Source organism: Oceaniglobus trochenteri, assembly GCF_020529025.1.
GTDB classification, from domain to species: Bacteria; Pseudomonadota; Alphaproteobacteria; order Rhodobacterales; family Rhodobacteraceae; genus Oceaniglobus; species Oceaniglobus trochenteri.
The window spans coordinates 149,922-165,927 of sequence record NZ_JACNMM010000004.1 but is presented as its reverse complement, the minus strand read 5'-3'; the positions used below and the strand labels follow the sequence as shown (position 1 = coordinate 165,927).

General features: G+C 66.0%; 13 protein-coding genes. 1 reads left to right on the top strand and 12 read right to left on the bottom strand.

Annotated features, from left to right (window positions below):
• Nucleotides 1-37: 37 nt before the first annotated feature.
• From mdoH to H7828_RS08105, 12 genes are all read right to left on the bottom strand, one after another.
• A complete protein-coding gene (gene mdoH, locus H7828_RS08160; RefSeq protein ID WP_226780525.1) occupies nt 38-1,933 on the bottom strand; it encodes a glucans biosynthesis glucosyltransferase MdoH in 1,896 nt (631 codons plus the stop codon).
• Nucleotides 1,921-3,429 (bottom strand): OpgD/OpgG family glucan biosynthesis protein, encoded by a 1,509-nt coding sequence (locus H7828_RS08155; RefSeq protein ID WP_226780524.1) that lies wholly within the window; start codon nt 3,427-3,429, stop codon nt 1,921-1,923. The genes mdoH and H7828_RS08155 overlap by 13 nt, the downstream gene beginning before the upstream one ends.
• A gap of 2 nt (nt 3,430-3,431) precedes the next feature.
• Nucleotides 3,432-4,670: an OpgC family protein gene (locus H7828_RS08150; RefSeq protein ID WP_226780523.1), complete on the bottom strand. Its 1,239-nt coding sequence runs from the start codon at nt 4,668-4,670 to the stop codon at nt 3,432-3,434.
• 31 nt (nt 4,671-4,701) lie between these two features.
• Entirely contained in the window at nt 4,702-6,063 is a 1,362-nt protein-coding gene (locus H7828_RS08145) for a tetratricopeptide repeat protein (protein WP_226780522.1), read from the bottom strand.
• Nucleotides 6,064-6,229: 166 nt separating this feature from the next.
• A complete protein-coding gene (locus tag H7828_RS08140) occupies nt 6,230-7,411 on the bottom strand; it encodes a CaiB/BaiF CoA transferase family protein (RefSeq protein ID WP_226780521.1) in 1,182 nt (393 codons plus the stop codon).
• Between the two features lie 105 nt (nt 7,412-7,516).
• Entirely contained in the window at nt 7,517-9,124 is a 1,608-nt protein-coding gene (locus tag H7828_RS08135; protein ID WP_226780520.1) for a thiamine pyrophosphate-binding protein, read from the bottom strand.
• A 78-nt stretch (nt 9,125-9,202) separates the two neighbouring features.
• The gene (locus H7828_RS08130) at nt 9,203-9,796 is read right to left on the bottom strand and encodes a L,D-transpeptidase (protein WP_226780775.1); all 594 of its coding nucleotides are present in this window, start codon (nt 9,794-9,796) and stop codon (nt 9,203-9,205) included.
• Nucleotides 9,797-10,005: 209 nt separating this feature from the next.
• Nucleotides 10,006-10,956, bottom strand: coding sequence for a TAXI family TRAP transporter solute-binding subunit (locus H7828_RS08125; protein WP_226780519.1), 951 nt, complete (start codon nt 10,954-10,956; stop codon nt 10,006-10,008).
• 22 nt (nt 10,957-10,978) lie between these two features.
• Nucleotides 10,979-11,773: an ABC transporter permease gene (locus H7828_RS08120; protein WP_226780518.1), complete on the bottom strand. Its 795-nt coding sequence runs from the start codon at nt 11,771-11,773 to the stop codon at nt 10,979-10,981.
• Nucleotides 11,766-12,533 carry an ABC transporter ATP-binding protein gene (locus tag H7828_RS08115; RefSeq protein WP_226780517.1) on the bottom strand — a complete coding sequence of 256 codons (768 nt, stop codon included), beginning with the start codon at nt 12,531-12,533 and terminating at the stop codon, nt 11,766-11,768. Before H7828_RS08115 ends, H7828_RS08120 begins: the two co-directional genes overlap by 8 nt.
• A gap of 6 nt (nt 12,534-12,539) precedes the next feature.
• A complete protein-coding gene (locus H7828_RS08110; protein ID WP_226780516.1) occupies nt 12,540-13,553 on the bottom strand; it encodes an ABC transporter substrate-binding protein in 1,014 nt (337 codons plus the stop codon).
• 69 nt (nt 13,554-13,622) lie between these two features.
• Nucleotides 13,623-14,852, bottom strand: a complete 1,230-nt coding sequence (locus H7828_RS08105) for a TRAP transporter substrate-binding protein (RefSeq protein WP_226780515.1) — start codon at nt 14,850-14,852, stop codon at nt 13,623-13,625.
• A gap of 141 nt (nt 14,853-14,993) precedes the next feature.
• Here H7828_RS08105 and H7828_RS08100 point away from each other — a divergent pair, with 141 nt between their 5' ends.
• Complete coding sequence (locus H7828_RS08100) at nt 14,994-15,989, top strand: aldo/keto reductase (protein ID WP_226780514.1); 996 nt, start codon at nt 14,994-14,996, stop codon at nt 15,987-15,989.
• Nucleotides 15,990-16,006 lie beyond the last annotated feature (17 nt).

The following is a 16,006-nucleotide window of genomic DNA, read 5'->3' as shown; positions in this document are numbered from 1 at the left end:
TGTGCCGGGCGGGCGGCAGGCGGCCCGCCCCGGCGATTCATTCGGCGGCGACGCTTTCGGGGCGGGCCAGCAGGGCGGCAAAACGCCGACGCTCGACCATGGCAGAGCGGATGATGCGCGGGGCGTTGATGCTTTCCGGCGTCCCCAACTGACGCGACGACCAGCGCCGGTTGGCCAGATTCACCCCCGACAGCGCCGACAGCGGCACCGCCATCACCAGGCTGACCGCGATGGGCAGCAACCAGAGACTGACGACCCCCAGGGCCATGCCGCCGACGATCGCCAGCCCCATCACCGTTTCCACGGCGTGAAACTTGACCAGCGTGGCCAGGCCGTATTGCCCGCCCCCGCCCCGGTGCTGCGGCACCCAGCTTTCGCGCAAACCCGCCGCCGTGCGCAGGACGGCGATGGATTGCTGCACCATCAACACCGGAGCATAGGCGATGGAGAGGGCGATTTCCCCCAGCACCGACAGCAGGAACTGGCGCAGCCCGCCCAGGTCGCGCAGGGGAATGCCGACCCGGTGGATGGCACCCGCGCTCATCAGTTTGGGGGCCAGCAGCATGGCATACATGAACATCAGCATGGCAATGCCGTGGGTGCGCGTCATCTCGGGCCAGCGCACCTGGGGGTTCAGGTCGCTGAAATAGCGGATCACGTTGGATTCCGTGCCGTTGCCCACAAGAAACCACACCACCAGCAGCGCCAGCCAGGCCGGAGACATGAGATAGCCCATGGCGCCCGAGATCAGATGAAACCGCGACACCGCATGAAAGCCCCGGCTGGCCAGAAGCCGCAGGTGTTGCAGGTTGCCCTGGCACCAGCGCCGGTCACGCAGCACATAATCGATCAGGGTTGCGGGCACCTCTTCATAGCTGCCCTCGATCCGGGGCAGGAACCGCACCGACCATCCCGCGCGCCGCAACATCCCCGCCTCGACGAAATCGTGGGACAGGATCAGACGCTCTTCGCCGCTGCGCATCTTCACCCGGGGCAGACCGGCGCAGGCGGCAAAGGCGGCCGAGCGGATGATGGCGTTGTGGCCCCAATAGTTGCCCTCGCGGTCGGTCCACTTGGCCAGCCCCTCGGCCAGGGCGGTGCCGTAGATGCGGTTGGAAAACTGCTGCACCCGCCCGAACAGCGATTGCGCGCCAAACAGCTTCGGGAACGACTGGATCAGCCCGGCGCCCGGATCGGCCGAGAGGGCATCGGTGAGCGCGACGATGGCGCGCCCGCTCATCAGGCTGTCGGCGTCCAGAACCAGCATCGCCGGATAGGCGCCGCCCCAGTTCTCCACCCAGTCGGCCAGGTTGCCCACCTTGCGGTCGATATTGTCGGCGCGGCGGCGATAATAAACCGGCGCACCGGGCGGCAGCATCGCGCGCAGCCCATGAAAGGCGCGCAGCTCCTGCAGGGCGATGGCATCGTCGCGGGTGTCGGACAGGATGAACAGCGAAAACCGGTGAACGTGGTTTTCCTGTGCCAGGGCATTCAGCATCGCGGCGGCATTGCCGAAAACGTCGGCCGGCGCCTCGTTGTAGACCGGCACCAGAAGGGCCACGTCCAGCGGTTGCACCTTGCCCGTCGGCGCAGCGGCCTTGTGGCGCGACACGAAAAGCGTCGCCACGCCAAGGGTGGCGGTGGCGACCGAAAGCGCGATCCAGAAGAAGGTGAAGGCGATCAGGGCAATGACCACGCCTTCAAACCCCGAAAGCCCGTCCATCGCGAACCAGTCGGTAAAGGCGGCGATCAGGGCCAGCGTGGTCAGGATGGCCGGCACGAAGGTGGCCAGCCGCCACCATGCCGCCCGCGACCGGGCATTGACCGGGGCCGAAGCGCCGGCATGGGGCCGGTCAAGCGCCTGGATGGGGCGGTTCAGCGGGCTGGGCGGCGGCATGGTGCCGGTTGTCGGAAAAGGGGTCAGTGTGTCCATTTATAAAGCCATACTTCACTGATGGGCGATCCGTCCTTGAACAACTGCGCGCGCAGTTCGACCGACTGCGCCTCGCCCGGTTCAAAGCTGAACGCCAACCGCATTCCGCCGGTTCCCGGGTTGTGCTGCAAAATGCCGGGGGTGGCATCGCCCCGGCTGGCATCGACGTGAATCGTCACCGCCTCGGGGCCGTCGGCAAAGGCCGGGTGATCGGCAAAGTCGATGGCACAGACGATGCGCACCCTGTCAAAGCCCTTGCCGATGCGGGTGTTGGTGATCTGCGCCAACGGGGGCAGATCGGCCGGGTGTTCGCCCCAAGCCATGCCATAGGCGAAATCGTGGCTCTGGCCCGGTGCAAGCGGATCGCGCGGCCGCCAGTAGGCGACGATGTTGTCATAGATTTCACGGTCGGCGGGAATTTCCACCAGCCGCACCAGGCCCGGCCCCCAGTCGCCACGCGGGGTGATCCACAGCGAGGGGCGGTTTTCATAGCGCGCCTCGAAATCGGCGAAATCCTCGTGGCGGCGGCCGCGCTGCATCAGGCCGAATCCACGGGGGTTTTCATCGACGAAGCTGGAAAGTTGCAGGGCGCGCGGGTTGGCCAGCGGGCGCCACAGCACCTCGCCCTTGCCGTTCCAGATCATCAGCGCCTCGCTGTCGTGGACGGCGGGGCGGAAATCATCGAACTTGTCCCGGTTGGTTTCATCGAAAAGGAACATGCTGGTGAGCGGTGCCAGCCCCGCATGCTCCAGCGCGACGCGCGGGTTGATCTGGGCCTGCACCTCGACACGGGTGGGGGTGCCGGGCGTGATCTCGAAGCGGTAGGCCCCCGTGGCCGAGGGCCCGTCAAGCAGCGCGTGAACCACGAAGGTCTCGGCGCCTGCCTCGGGGGCTTCGACCCAAAGGCGCGTGAACTCGGGAAATTCCTCGCCCTCGGCCTCGCCCGTGTTCAGGGCCAGGCCACGCGCCGACAGCCCGTAGGTCTGACCACTGGCAATGGCGCGGAAATAGCTAGCGCCCTGGAACACCATGAATTCCTCGAAGATGCCGCGCTTCTTCAGCTCGGCCCGCAGGCGCAGCCCGGAATAGCCCATCGTCTCGTCGATGGGCAGATCGGGGAACTTGTCGGTCTTGTCGAACAGGCTGAAATCGAAACCCAGCGTGCGGGCCATGCCGTCTTCGACAATGGCAATCTGCACCGGATGTTCGAAGTAAAGCCCCGCCGCGAAGAGATCGAGCTGAAGCGGGCGCGGTTCATCGGCCCAGATCGCCTTTTGCGAGTTGAACCAGATCATCCGGTATTGATCGTAGGTCAGTTCGCGCCAGGGCGCGGGCACGTCGGGTGCCGGGGCATAGGGCGCCTGGGCCAGGCGGCGCGCCTCATCGCGCAGCCAGTCGTGGGAAAACGGCGCCTCGGCACGCACCAGTTCGTTGCGGGCGGCGGCGGGGGCGGCGGCCAGCGCGGCAAGGCTGGCCAGGAAAGAGCGGCGTTTCATATTCATCCTGTGGCTGATCCTCTCCAGGGTTGGCTCTTGAACCAGGCCACGCCGTAGGCCACCGCGATCAGCAGGGCGAAACCGACGAAGTTGGCCAGGGCCATGTTGGCGGCGGTGCGTTCGGTCTGGTCCATCACGAAGCCGCTGAACCGCGCGAAGGCCATGGAGAACAGGAACACCGCCAGCGATTGCTGACCCACCTTGGTGATCAGCGTGACAATCACCCGCCATCCACGCAACGGCAGGCTTTCCCCCTCGGGTTGCAGGCGGGCGCCACCGGGCCCTGCCACGACATAGGCCAGGTAGGCCAACCCGAGGAAATGCACGTAGCGCAGCAGCGCGAAATCCGACTTGTCGATCCAGCCGGTGTTGGCGATACGCCAGTCCTTCGCCCAGTCGAAGCCGAATTCACGCATGCCCACATGGGACAGCGGCACATTGGCCAGCACCACGAAAGCCGCCAGCGCCACAATCCACCAGCGCACGGGGGGCGCGGGAATCCAGCCGCGCATGAGGGCGAAACCGGTGAAGAACACCAGTTGCCAGGCGAAGGGATTGAAGAACCAGCGCCTGTCCGACCAGGGCTCGGCCGGAAGGCTGAGCCCCGCGAACCCGGTGTCCAGCCAGGCCCAGAGCGCACCCTGCGCCAGAATCCAGACGGCGACGACGGCCACCGCGACGGCCCAGAAGCCTAGCCGCGACAGCGCCATGACAAGGGGCATCATCGCAAGGATGACCATATACATCGGCAGGATGTCGAAATAGTTCGGCACATAGGTCAGGCTCATCAGCCCGATCAGTTGCGGCGCGGGGTCAGAGAAGAACTTCCACAGGTTCAGCGACCCGATATAGACCTTGTCGTAATCGCCAAAGTGGTCGATGGCGGCCATCATCGTGGCAATCGCCATGAACATGCCGATATGGGCCCAGTAGACCTGCCAGACCCGCTGACCCACCCGCGCCGTGCCCAGCACCCAGCCGCGCCGATCGAAGCTGGAGCCGAAGGCGATGGCGCTGGCCATGCCCGAACAGAAGACGAAGATCTCGGTCGCGTCGGAAAAGCCCCAGCGCGCGGGAATCCAGGATGAAAAGTAGTTGCTGGGCGTGTGGGCGCACAGGATGATGAACATCGCGATGCCGCGATAGAAGTCGAGCCGTGGGTCGCGCACACGAACGGCCTTTGCGGGCCGTGCCGGTGCCGAAGCACCCGTATAGGATGAAAAATCGATCGTCGTCGTCATGCCTTGGCCCGTGATCTGAGTGACACGCGGCTTATTCCGCCGGAACACGACCAGCGCAAGCGGCATCGCGCCCCCGCGCGATCAATGCGCGGCGGACCGCCGCATATCCATCTGATTTTCCTGCCCGTTTGGCCGTTCTTTCGTCCAGGACACGCTCGGCTTCGTCCAAAAACCCGGCGCGGATGCCGCTGTCGATGGTCAACCTCTCGAAGATGTCGCGTTGGGCGTGGCTTCCGCCCGCAAGTTGCATGGTCTTGCGGGCCTGAAGCAGGTTCAGAAAGGCGATGTCGAATCGCGATTCGCCAAAGGCTTCCAGCCCTGCCGCCGCCGAAAGGCCGGGCTTTTCCATGGCGCGGTGCATCTGGCTGGCCTGGGTCCGGGCGTCGCGGTGCAGCCGCCCCATGAGGGTGCTGATTGCCCGGGTCCGGTTCTGGCTGACCAGCGCCAGCATGTAATGCAGATCGGCAAAGACAAGGCATCCATCCTCGGTCCGCTCGGCGGAAAGGTCGGCCAGTTCGCTCCAGCGATCGCCCACCGACACGCCGTCAAGTTCAAGGCGCATCAACAGCGACGTGGCGTTGGAGATGTCACGGTAGTCGTCGGTGCGATCCTTGCGGATCTCGCCATCGTAAAGGGCCAGAACCGCATCGGTCTGGCCCAGGTCGAGATGCATCAGCGCCTTGTGCCACCAGACGTGATAGCGAAAGTTGTTGCAATGGGCCCAGGCCGCCTCGCGCCCGTCGAGCCAGCGCAGCCCGCCTGCCGCATCCGCCGTCATGTCATGGACATGGGCCACTGCGTGCAGCCCCCAGGCATCGTCCGGGCAAAGCTCAAGCGCCCGTTGCCCTGCCCGTTGCGCGCCGTCATAGGCGCCGGTTTCCTCAAGCGCGAAGGCGTGGCAACCCAGGACATAGCCGCGCGCGGGGTGCCCGGCGTCATAGGCCGGAAGCGCGGCTTCGATCATCCGGCGCATTCCCGCCGCATCGCCCATGACAAAGCGCAGGGCATGATCCAGTTTCAGGGTCAGCGTGTCGGTCGGATGCGCGGCCAGCACGGTTTCGAACCGGTTGAGCGCCCCCGAAACGTCCCCCGCCAGCCACAGGCCCAGGGCATCGACGATCTGTCCTTCGCGCGGCGTGCCCGGATCGGCGGCCCGTGCAGCGGCCAGCGCCTCGGTGGCGGTCTGCATCAGTTCGCGCCGCCCCATCAGGATATTGAACATCCCCTTCACCGCATGGCCCAGGGCAAAACCGGGTGCGGCCGCCAGGGTTGCGCCCAGGTGCGTCGGCGTGGCGGCACCATGGGCCAGAAAGGCCATCTGCGTCGCGTTCCAACTGTCCAGCGCCGCACCGGCAGGCAGGCTGGTGGCTTGGCCAAGGATATCGTGCGTCATGGGGTGTCCCGCTTTGTCGGTGGCATCCCCCCTTCTCTAACCGCGCGACGGACCATTCCCCCCTCACAGAGCCGTGTATGACGGACCCGTGATCACAATTGTCCGAATTTCGGCCATTTCCGCCCCGGCGGCTTCAATTTCGGGCAGAATCGCGATGCCCGATGTTTCAGGGCTTGTCGCGCAGGCGGGCTAGAACCTCGTCCGTGTCCTGTCCGAAACGGGGCGGCGGGCGGCGATAGCGCACGGGGCTGGCCGACAGGTGCAGCGGGTTGCCGATCAGGCGAACGTGTCCCTCGGCCGCGTCGGGGCTGGCCACCTCGGCCACCATGCCACGCGCCGCCACCTGGTCCGAGGCGAAGACCTGATCCAGCGTCTGCACCGGCCCCACCGGCACGCGCCGCGCCTCAAGCCCGGCCTGGATCTCGGCCATGGGGCGCGCGGCCAGAAGTGGCGCCAGCGTGGCGATCAGCGTATCGCGGCTGGCCAGCCGCGCCGGGTTGGTGGCATAGCGTGGATCGGCGGAAAGATCGGGCCGGTCAAGGAATTCGCAGAAGCGCGTGAACTGGCTGTCGTTGCCCACCGCCACCAGCATGTGCCCGTCCAAGGCGGCGAAAACCTGGTAGGGTACGATATTGGGGTGGGCGTTGCCCCGCCGCTGGGGCAATTGCCCCGATGTAAGGTAATTCACCCCTTCGTTGATCAGCCAGGCAATCTGGCTGTCCACCAGCGCGATGTCGATATGCTGTCCCTCGCCGGTGGCGTCGCGGTGGCGCAGGGCCGCCAGGATGCCGACACAGGCATACATGCCGCACATCACGTCGGCGATGCCCACGCCCACCTTCATCGGCTCGCCATCCGTGGCGCCGGTCAGCGACATGATGCCGCCAAAGCCCTGCGCCATCAGGTCGTACCCGGGCTTCGCGGCATTGGGTCCGGTCTGCCCGTAGCCCGAGATCGAGCAGTAGACCAGCGCCGGATGGTCGGCCAGCAGCGTCGCCGCGTCCAGCCCGTATTTCGCAAGGCCCCCCGGCTTGAAATTCTCGATCACCACGTCCGACTGCGCCGCCAGCGCGCGCACGGTCGCCTGCCCCTCGGGGGTGGCGATATCGACGGCAACCGACAGCTTGTTGCGGTTGGCGCACATGAAATAGGCCGAAAGGTCGGTCTGGTTGCCCGCCGGATCGCTGACGAAGGGCGGCCCCCAGGCGCGGGTGTCGTCGCCCCCCGTGGCCGGGTTTTCGATCTTGATCACCTCGGCCCCCAGATCGCCCAGAAGCTGGGTACAGGTCGGCCCGGCAAGGATGCGGGTCAGGTCGAGGATCTTCAGCCCGTCAAGAGCGCCTGGCATGGGAGGTCTTCCTTCGCTTGTCTCGTGCGGCGGTTCTACTGCGCCGGGGTGATGAACTGCAACGCCGGCCGTCAGGCCGCAGGGCAAGGGCCGTTCGCCCTCGCGTCAGATGCGCCCGTCATAGGATTGCCGGTCGATCAGTGCGCCGATCACGGTGAAGGTATCGGCCTGCAGGGCCGCCTCGATCGCGGCGGTCAGGTCGGCGCGGTTGTCGACATTCACCCCCTGCCCGCCAAAGGCCCGCCCGATGGCGGCAAAATCGTGCCCGGCAAAGTCGACTCCGCGGTTCTTCATCTGCCGGCCCCTCTGCTTCAGCTCGATCAGCGCGAGTGAGCGGTCGACGAAGACCACGAAGATCGTGTTCTGCCCCAGTTCCGCCGCGGTGGAGAGTTCCCCCGCGACCATCAGGAACCCCGCGTCGCCACTGAAGCTGACCACGGGGCGGTCGGGGGCGGCGACCTTGGCGCCCATGGCCAGCGGCACGGCACAGCCCATGGTGCAGAACCCGGTCGATTGCAGCAGCCCGCGCGGCGCCTCGCAGCGCCACATCTGCGACAGAAGAATGCGGTGGGCCCCCGAATCCACCGTGGCGATGGTGCCTTCGGGTAAAGCGGCGCGGCAGGTGTCGATCACCGCCGCCGGGCCCCAATCCTCGTCCGTCGGGAAGGCTTCGGCCAGGGCATCCTGCGCGGCTTTCACCCTGCCCTGTGCCCATTTCGCCCGCACCACGCCATCTTCGCCCATGGCGCGCAGGGTGGCGCCGGTATCAGCCAGAAAGCTGAGCGCGGCCTGGTGCATGTAGTGGTGGTTGGGCGCGGCGTGAATGTCGATCACCCGCTGTTCGACGGGGTTCCACGGGTCGCGCCAGCCGCTGCGCATCTCGATCGGGTCATAGCCGACGCAAAGCACCAAGTCGGCCTCGGCCACCAGCGGCAACAGCACCTTGTCGGCCTTTGGCGACAGACCGGCGGCCCCCAGCGACAGGGGGTGATCCTCGGGGATCACGCCCTTGGCCTTGTAGGTGGTGATGACCGGCACGGAATGGGCGCTGGCGAACTTGCGCACATCCTCGGCCGCGCCGTCGTTCAACACGTCAAGCCCCACGATCATGATCGGGCGGTGCGCCTCGGACAGCCAGCGGCGCGCCTTTTGCAGATCGGCGGGAATGACGGGCGCGGCAGCGACGCGGCGGCCCGGCATGTCGGTGCCCGGCGCATCGGCGACCGAGATCGGCACGTCGATATGCACCGGCCCGGCGCGCCCCTCGGTGGCGATGCCCAGGGCCTTGTCGGCAATCACCCCCGCCGCACCGGCCGTCAGGGTGAAGGTGGCCTTGGTAATCGGCGCAAAGACGGCGCGATGGTCCAGCACCTGGTGGGTATAGGTCGCGGCCTCGTCGGCGTCGATGCAACCGCTGAGCACGATCAGCGGCACTCGGTCCTGCTGGGCGTTGGCCACCACGTTGACACCGTTCATCGCCCCTGGCCCCACGGTGGCCACCAGGATGGCGGGCGCGCCATCGACATGATGCACCCCTTCGGCCATGAAGCCGGCGGCGTTTTCATGCTTGCCCAGGGTAAAGGCGATGCCCGCCCGTTCCAGCGCGTCGATCAGCGTCAGAACCTCGCCCCCCGGCATTCCGAAGGCATGGCGGCAGCCAGCCGCAAAAAGGCGGCGCGCCAGGATGTCGGCTGCGCGGGGAAGGTCACTCATATCACAGGCTCCGAAACGATTTGTGCGCAGCCTAGGGGGCCGCGCACATCCTTGCCAGTCACGATTGCGTCCGCCCGGTCACGACCGGTTGGGCAGCATCCGCGCGTAAAGAACCACGCGGCTTTGCATCGGGACGCGGTTGTAAAGATCGGCGATCTGGTCGTTCACCAACCGCGCACAGCCGTTGGACACGGCCCGCCCGATGGTGTTGGGCTTGTCGGTGCCGTGAATGCGCAGGAAGGTATCGCCGCGCTGGGGCTGGAACAGGTAAAGCGCCCGCGCCCCAAGGGGGTTCGACAGGCCGCCCGGCAGGCCATCCTCGGCATAGCGGGCATATTGTTCGGGCGAACGTTTCACCATCTCGGGGGTGGGTTTCCAGCTGGGAAACTCTTTCTTCGCGCCGACATAGAATTCGCCCGGTTCATACAGCCCCACCCGGCCGATCCCGCAGGTATAGCGGATGGCGCGGTTTTCAGGCAGCGTCCAGTAAAGCGCGAATTCGTCCGGCAGGACGTGAATTTCACCCGGCGCCAGGTTGACCCGCAGGCTCACCTCGCGCGGCAGATATTGCTCCGGGACATTGTAGGTGGGGATGGTCGGCGCAGCGGACAGCGGCGTCGCGCCCAGCAGGCCAAAGGCGACCCCGGTTTTCAGGATATCCCGACGGTTCATCATGGCAGTTCCTTTTTAACATCTTGGACCCCCGGGCAGATCGGGGTCATTCTTGCTATCGTCGACATTGAAGCCGCGGCGTTCGATCTGGCAACCCCACCCACGGGGAATTGTTCCGGCGCGGGGGGCGGGCCGTTCCATTTCACGGCGACCGGGTTCTTTCGGTCACGCTCGGGGCCCGGCGCGCGACGCACCGGGCCGGGGCGCATTCACTTTTGCGAATCGTTCAGTTCGACCCCGATTTCACCGTAATAGCGGGCAGCGCCGGGGTGAATCGCGGTGGTGATGTTGGACAGCATGTCGGTATCGACCGCGGCCCACCAGGGGGCGGTTCCGCTCATCGCTTCCTTCTGTTCCCAGAAGGTCTTTGTCAGGGCATAGGCGGTGTCGTCGTCCATCTGGTCGGTGGTATAGGCGACGACCGGCAGGGAGGTCGTCACCACATCGCTGTCCTGCCCCGCATAGGTGCCCGCCGGAATGACAAGCCGCGTGCGCCCCGAGGCTTCGACCTCGGCATCAGTCATCGACAGAAGGGTGACGGGGGTGGATGCCGCCGCCTCGATGACGTTGGGCGCGGGATAGCTGCCGGCGGTGACGAAACCGTCGATCTGGCCGTTCTTCAGGGCGGCAACGGCGTTGGACAATTCGCTGTCGGCGATCTTCACCTTGCCCTCAAGCCCGAACAACCCGATGTATTTCTCGCCCTCGGTCGCCCCGAACGACCCCGAGCCCAGCAGGATCGTCTTGCCGTCAAGCCCCGCCATGTCGGTGGTGCCGCTGGCCTCGCTCATCACGAAGTGCATGGTCAGCGACGGAATGGGAAACAGCGCACGGATGCCGTCGAACTGAGGTGCGCCCTTGCCCTCGAACGGGCCGGCGGCCTTCTGTGCCGCGCCCACCAGTGCGGGCGGCGTGGTGAAGACGTAATCGACACCGCGTGCGCGAACTTCCATCACGTTCTGCACCGACCCCTGGCTTTCCTCGACCGTCACGATCACTTCGCCTTCGGTGCCCTTCTTCATCGCCTCGGCGATCTCGACGCCCATCTGGTAATAGGACGATCCGGTTTTCGCCGACTTGTAAGTGATGCGCGTTTCCGCCATGGCGGGCGCGGCCATGGCCAGAACGGCCAGGGTGGCGGTGAGGGTGGTGAATTTCATCTTCGGTTTCTCCGGAATGGTTTCAGTTGCGCCAGCGCAGCAGGCGTTTTTCGATCGCACCGATGGCGAAGCTGACAGCGACGCCCAGCAAAGACAAGATGGTCACCCCCGCGAAGAGCCGTTCGAGATCGTAAAGCGACCCGGCCTCGAGGATATAGGCGCCGATGCCGCGCTGCGCGCCCAGCATTTCGGCGGCCACCAGCAGGATGATGGCAATGGCAAGGCTGATGCGCAGCCCCGACAGGATGCCGGGCATGGCGCCGGGCAACACGATCTTTCGCACGATGCTCCACCACGACAGGCCGAAACTCTGCCCCATGCGGATCAGGGTGCGGTCCACGTTGTCGACGGCGCCATAGGTGGCAACGACCGTGGGCGTGAAGGTGCCAAAGGCGATCAGCGCGTATTTGCTGGCCTCGTCGATGCCGAACCAGATCACGAACAGCGGCAGAAGCGCGATCTTCGGTATGGGGAACAGCGCCGCCACCAGCGGCACCAGACCGGCCCGGGCATAGGAAAACAGCCCGATTGCGAACCCCACGCCGATTCCGGCGCAGACCCCGAACAGCGAGCCGACGGCGAAGCGTGTGAGGGACGGTGCCAGATGCTCCCACAAGCGGCCCGAAGACCAGAGTTCGCCGAAGGTGGCCAGAACGTCGGACGGGCGCGGCAGGGTCAGCGATGAAATCCAGCCGCTGCGCGTGCCCCATTCCACCAGCGCGATCAGCGCGATGAACACCACGACACCGACGCCGCGCTTGGCACGCGGGGCAAAGCCGCCGCCGCGGAAGGGAACGGGGGTGCCCTGCTCAGCCATCGACAAGCTCACTGTCAGCGGCGCGCGCCTCGTCACGCATGATCGACCAGAGGTGTTGCTGCTGGCGGGCCAGGTCCGGGTGGTCGGCGGTCCGCTCGGCCAGTGGAATGTCGATGTCCACCATCTCGGCAATCCGGCCCGGGCGGCGCGACAGCACCACGATGCGATGGCCCAGGCGCACCGCTTCGGCCAGGTTGTGGGTGACATAGACCGAGGTGAAGGGCGCCCGCGTCCAAAGCGCCACAAGATCGTCCATCAACAACTCGCGGGTCTGGGAATCCAGCGCGCTCAGCGGTTCGTCCATCAGCATCACAGCCGGGTTCACCGCCAGGGCGCGGGCAATCGCCACCCTTTGTTTCATGCCGCCCGACAACTGGCGCGGCAGGGCATCGGCGAAATCCGAAAGCCGGGTGCGCGCCAGAACATCGGTCACGATGCGGCGCGCCTCGGCCCCCGGCAAACCGTGATCTTCCAGCACCAGGCGCACGTTGCCCGCCACGCTGCGCCAGGGCAGCAGCGCGAAATCCTGAAACACATAGGTCAGCGGGTTCAGGCACCCCTCGGGCGCCCTGCCCATTTGCAGGATCTGGCCGCGCGTCGGGCGTTCCAACCCGCCGATCAGGCGCAACAGGGTGGATTTGCCACAGCCCGAAGGCCCGACGATGCACAGGATGCGCCCGCCGGGAATATCAAGCGTGATGTCGGTCAGAACGTCGGCGTCACCGTAGGCATGGGCGACGCCGACAAGGGAAAGCTGCATCGCGCGTCAGGCCATGGTCGGGGCGAAGCTGTCATCGACCACGGTGTCGATGCCGATGCCGTCATCCACCAGGTCTTCGGCCTTGAACCAATCCAGCTGATCGCGCAGCGACCCCATGTTCAGCGCCGCATTGGCGTTCAACCGCATGGCGCCGTTGATGATCGAGGGCGCGGCCTTCTCCAGCGGCTGATCGCTGTAGACATAATTGTGGATCAGCTCGACCATGGCGTCGCGTCCGGCGTCGCCTTCGGTCTTGTCCACCAGGGCGGCGTTGAAATCATCCACCCCGCGCGAGAAGACCTTGAGAAACTCTTCCGTCATGGCGCGTTCGTCGGTGGTGTTCTTTTTCGAGGTGAAGACCGTCGTCACCTGGTAGTCGGGCAGGTAATCGGCCACGTCCCCGATGATATGCACGGCCCCCGATCCGGCCAGCGCCTTGGCGATATGGGGCACGATCGACCAACCGTCCACCTGCCCCGATTTCATCGCGCCGATGATCGCGCCCACCTTCTGCAGGGGCGTATATTGCAGGTCGATCCCCTCGGCCGCCGCGATCTTCGATCCCATGTAGTGAAACGACGAACCGGCCTGGGTGACGGCCCATTTCTTCCCGTCCAGCATGCCGGGCGCGGTGATGCCCGCCTGGAACGCCGCGTCGGACGCCAGAATTTTCTGCCCGTCGATGCCCGGCTCTTCCTGAAGTGCACCGCCGATGATGCGCACCGCGCCCTTGTCGGCCAGCGAGATCAGCGCGCCGGTCATGGCGGTGATGCCGAAATCGACGTCACCGCTGGCAATCGCCACCGCCATCGGCTGGGCGGCATCGAAGAAGCGCAGTTCGGCATCCAGCCCCGCCTCGGCGAAATAGCCCCGCTGTTCGGCCACGAAGCTGGCGGCGTGGCTGGTCAGGCGCAGCGCGCCGACCGTGATCTTGCGGTTCTGGGCAATGGCCGGCGCGGCCAGGGCGCTGGCGGCCGTGCCCGAGATCAGGGCAAGGGTCTGGCGTCTGGTGAATGTCATCGTGTCCTCCCGGGCGTTTCTTTGGTCTGGCGCAGTCTTTGCGCTGTGACCAGCGGGGTCAAGCGGCAATCACCCCCGCCACCAGCGGCGCGGCTCCACGTTCTCGGCCAGGGTATCGGCGGGAATTTCCCGCGCGACATCGTGAATTTCGCGGTAGGTGTCAAACCCGCCCGACCAGGCGTTCAGCCTTTCGCGCCAGGGTTCCCACAGCTGCGGCTGGGACGCGGGCGATGACATTTCCTCGGCCTTGGCGATTTCCTCGGCCCCCAGGGTGGCAACGCGCACGTCGTCCTGCGCGAAGACGGTGCCCGGCATTGGCGGATCGCTGAACCCCACGGTGTTCAGAAGCGATGCCTCGTTCGCGCCCTGGATATAGGCCTGGGTCCAATAGGCAGATTCCATCACGGCATCCTGCAATTCCCCCGACAGCGCATCGAACACGCTGGCCGACATGGCGGTATGTTCGGTTCCCGCGCAGAACCGCAGATCCACGCTTTGCGACACCACCGGGGCAAGCCCGCCATAGGCCACCGCCGAGGCCCAGGTTTCAGCCCCGTCGATCAACCCCGAGCGCAGCCCCTCAAGCGTTTCCTCCCAGGCCATGGGCACCGGGTTCAGGTTCAGTGCGCGCATGGTGATGCGCCCCAGTTGCGTTCCGGTCACACGGTTGGTGGTGCCCGCCAGTTCGTCCAGCGTGCTGACCGTGGGCCGATCCGCCCAGCCAAGACCCAGTTGAAGGCCACGCAATTCACAATGGCTGAACAGGAATTTCAGGCCGTGGCGCTGTTCCAGCGGATTGCGCAAAAGCGCCATCGACGCGGGCGAATAGAGGAAGTGATATAGCGCCGCCCGCGAGGGAAACATGTAGGCATAGTCCAGCACGTTCAGATAGGGCGCCGCCACGGCCGAATTCTGGGTCGAGGCCGTGTAGATGTCGACGATCCCCTGCAGGGCCTTCTCGACGCAGGAGGTCTGGCGGCAGGCGCGCTCGTCGCCCAGGAACTCCACCCTGATCTCACCATCCGTGCGGCTTTCAAGATCGCGGGCGAATTCGATGGATCCGGCCCGTTCGATCAGCAGGTTCCGGGTGTTCAGCCCCGCCGCCCCGAAGCGCAGTGTATGGCGCGCCGCTTTCGAAAACCGCCGCTCGTAGCCCGACTCGGCCGCGCGGGCCACATCGGCCAGCCCGACGGCGCCGCCCATGGCGAAAAGTGTCGAACTCAGGCCATAGCGGCCGGCCAATGCCATGAAATCGCGGCGGGTGATGGCAGGGCGGGGTGTGGTGGTGCTTCTGGTCATTCGACTTCTCCCCAAGGCTCGGCGTTCAGCGGCGACGCCACGTCACCTTACAAGGTAAGTCCGGCAACGGGAACGCCCCCTATCGGCTCGACTCTGGCGCGCGATCGCGCTTTGCTGCCCCGGCCCAGCAGGAGGACACCAATGCACACCCGCACACTTGGCCATGACGGCACGAAGGTCTCGGCCATCGGAATCGGCGCCATGTCGTTTTCCGATTTCTACGGCCCGACAACCGACGAGGCCTCTTTCGCCATTCTCGACGCCGCCCAGGATCTGGGCATCACCGCCATCGACACGGCCAATGTCTATGGTGCGGGGCGTTCGGAAACCGTGATCGGGCGTTACCTGGCCCAGACGGGCGCGCGCGACCGGTTTCACATCGCCACCAAGGCCGGGATCACCCGCGACAGCGACGGCAACCGTCATTTCGACAACGCCCCCGCCCACCTGGAACGGGAACTGGACGCCAGCCTGAAGCGGCTGGGCATCGAACAGGTGGACCTGTTCTATGTCCACCGCCGCGACGACGCGCACGAGATCGAAGAGGTTGTCGAAACCCTTGTCGGGCTGAAGCGCGCGGGCAAGATCGCCGCCTTCGGCTTTTCCGAGATCGCCCCCACCTCGCTGGCGCGGGCGGCGGCCGTTCATCCGGTGGCGGCGGTGCAATCGGAATATTCCCTGACCACCCGCTATCCCGATCTTGGCCTGCGGCAGGCCTGCGCGCGCCATGGCACGGCCCTTGTGGCGTTTTCGCCCGTGGGGCGCGGGTTGTTGTCGGACGCTCCGCCCGATGCGGAAAAGAACGCGGCCTCGGCCTTCATGCAGTCGAATCCGCGTTTCGCCCCCGCCAACCTGCCCCGCAATATCGCCGCAACCGACCCGCTGCGCCACCTGGCCGCCGACATGGGCGTTCCCACCGCCGCGCTGGCCATGGCCTGGCTTCTGGCACAGGATGATCACGTTCACCCGATTCCCGGCACACGGTCGGTCGAACACCTGCGCAATCTTGCGGCGGGGGCCGATATGACCCTGACGGCGGATGACCTGGCCCGCATCGAAACCGCCCTGCCGGTAGGGTCGATCCACGGCGACAGATATGGGCACGATCAATGGGTCGGGGTTGAAAAATACTGTTGAACCAATGCCTTGCCCGA